This window comes from Aerococcus sp. UMB1112A (assembly GCF_030230715.1).
Classification (GTDB): domain Bacteria; phylum Bacillota; class Bacilli; order Lactobacillales; family Aerococcaceae; genus Aerococcus.
Genome location: NZ_JASPDS010000055.1, coordinates 1 through 1,728 on the forward strand (window position 1 = coordinate 1; position 1,728 = coordinate 1,728).

Here is a 1,728-nt window from a genome sequence, read left to right on the forward strand (position 1 = left end):
ATCTTTGCAAGATTCTAACTTTTCCTTTAATTCATCTATCTTTGATTGGTCTTCTTGTTTCTTATCATTTAAGTCTTTGATCTGATTTTCTAAATCACTAATTTTACTTATAGAACTTTCTATCACTTTTTTACTACCATCTGTATCATCAGCTTTAGCTAGTACATTAGTAGTTGAGGTTGATGTTAAAACTAATAAAAGAGCCATAAAAAAGGCTCTTAGTCTGTTCGTATTAAATTTCTTCATTATGAATGTTCTCCTTTTCTTTTAATTTTTCTTCTATTTTTCTGTCATTAATTTTCTCCATTAATTCTTCCAAGCTAATATTGTTTCTCCTAAGAGTTACAATTATTTCTTCATTCTCAACTTGTATTTCTTCATCGCAAATTTCCTTGTATTTTGCATTTAAATCTTTTAACTTCTCTTCTATTTTTTTCTTTTTGTTCCTGATACTTATAAGTTTTCTGTTCACATAATATCTCCCTTCTATCTTGGTCTTCCAAAACCATAAAAGTGTGATTTCCAATATTTTGAATTTATTGATGTGTATTGAATTGGATCTCCTGCGTGAATCATCATTCCGTTACCTGCGTATATTCCTACGTGAGATATTGGAGTTCCACTGTTATATGTTGAGTGGAAAAATATAATGTCCCCAGGTTGAGCTTCACTTGGACTTACTGGATTACAATAGTCTTTGTATATTCTCCATGCAGTTGTTCTTGGCATTCTCTTTACACCAGACTTTGTAAATGACCAACATACAAAACCTGAGCAGTCAAAGTTAGATGGTCCACTTGCTCCAAACACATATCTTTTGCCTATATGTTTTTCTGCTTCATTAAATAAGGCTTTGGCAGTAGCTGAATCAAAAGCAAGACCAGGATTTCCAAAGTTTGGATTATCTACTATTTCTCCTAAGTCCCCATTACCTGATCCAAAAACATCTCCCATATTTCCCTTAGCTTCAAGAAGAGCTTCATAATGAACTACATTGTCTGGATAATCTTTAAATATTTCCCTAACAACTTCATCCATTTCTTTTTTCTTTAAAGTTACAATTAACTTTTTATATTCGTATTCTTCTTTTTCATAGCTAGTATAAGGATTACCACGACTATCATATCTTGTTCTTGCTACTGTTCTTGTTCTGATTTCAATTTCTTCCTTAAAATCAAGCTTATACATCTTATCGAAAAGTTCTTTTAAAATTCCTTTTACTTCAGATGCTGATTTTACTTCACCACATCTTGAAGTTATATAGGATAGAAGTTCATGGGTATTATGACCAATTTCTCCTTCTTTGTTTATGATATATTCGTCATATCCAGGATGACTTGTTTTTACACTTTCGATTTGTGATTGTAGGTCATATTCCATTGATGAAAATTCTTGATTTACTTCACTTAGAACTGTATCTTGTGATAGGTATGTTGTTGTCATTACTGAGTTTACTGAATTGCTTAGTCCACTCATACCAACACTTCCACCACCAATCATGATTGATAGCATAAGACCTAGTCCTATTACTACAAATAGAACCATCTTGCTTTTTCTTACTATTAGCTCTTTAGAAGCCTTACCTAAACTTAAAATAGCTTTTTTAACCCTATCTACCAGTCTTGTTTCGTGCTTTTTAGCTATCATGCTTTTCATTTGTTTTCTTTGGTAAAACTTTTTAAATCTATTTTTCTTTATATAGGCGTCTGACTTTTTTAAATCTTCCAA

The 1,728-nt window shown here is 31.4% G+C and carries 2 protein-coding genes and 1 pseudogene; all 3 read right to left on the bottom strand.

Annotation, left to right across the window (positions count from 1 at the left end):
• A pseudogene (locus tag QP860_RS10495) lies at nt 1-246 on the bottom strand (stalk domain-containing protein); the annotation flags it as partial.
• The gene (locus tag QP860_RS10500) at nt 233-472 is read right to left on the bottom strand and encodes a hypothetical protein (protein WP_110058823.1); all 240 of its coding nucleotides are present in this window, start codon (nt 470-472) and stop codon (nt 233-235) included. The pseudogene QP860_RS10495 and the gene QP860_RS10500, both read right to left, overlap by 14 nt.
• Before the next feature lie 14 nt (nt 473-486).
• Nucleotides 487-1,728 (bottom strand): C40 family peptidase (locus QP860_RS10505; protein ID WP_284912796.1); only part of this gene is annotated, 1,242 nt, incomplete at its 5' end.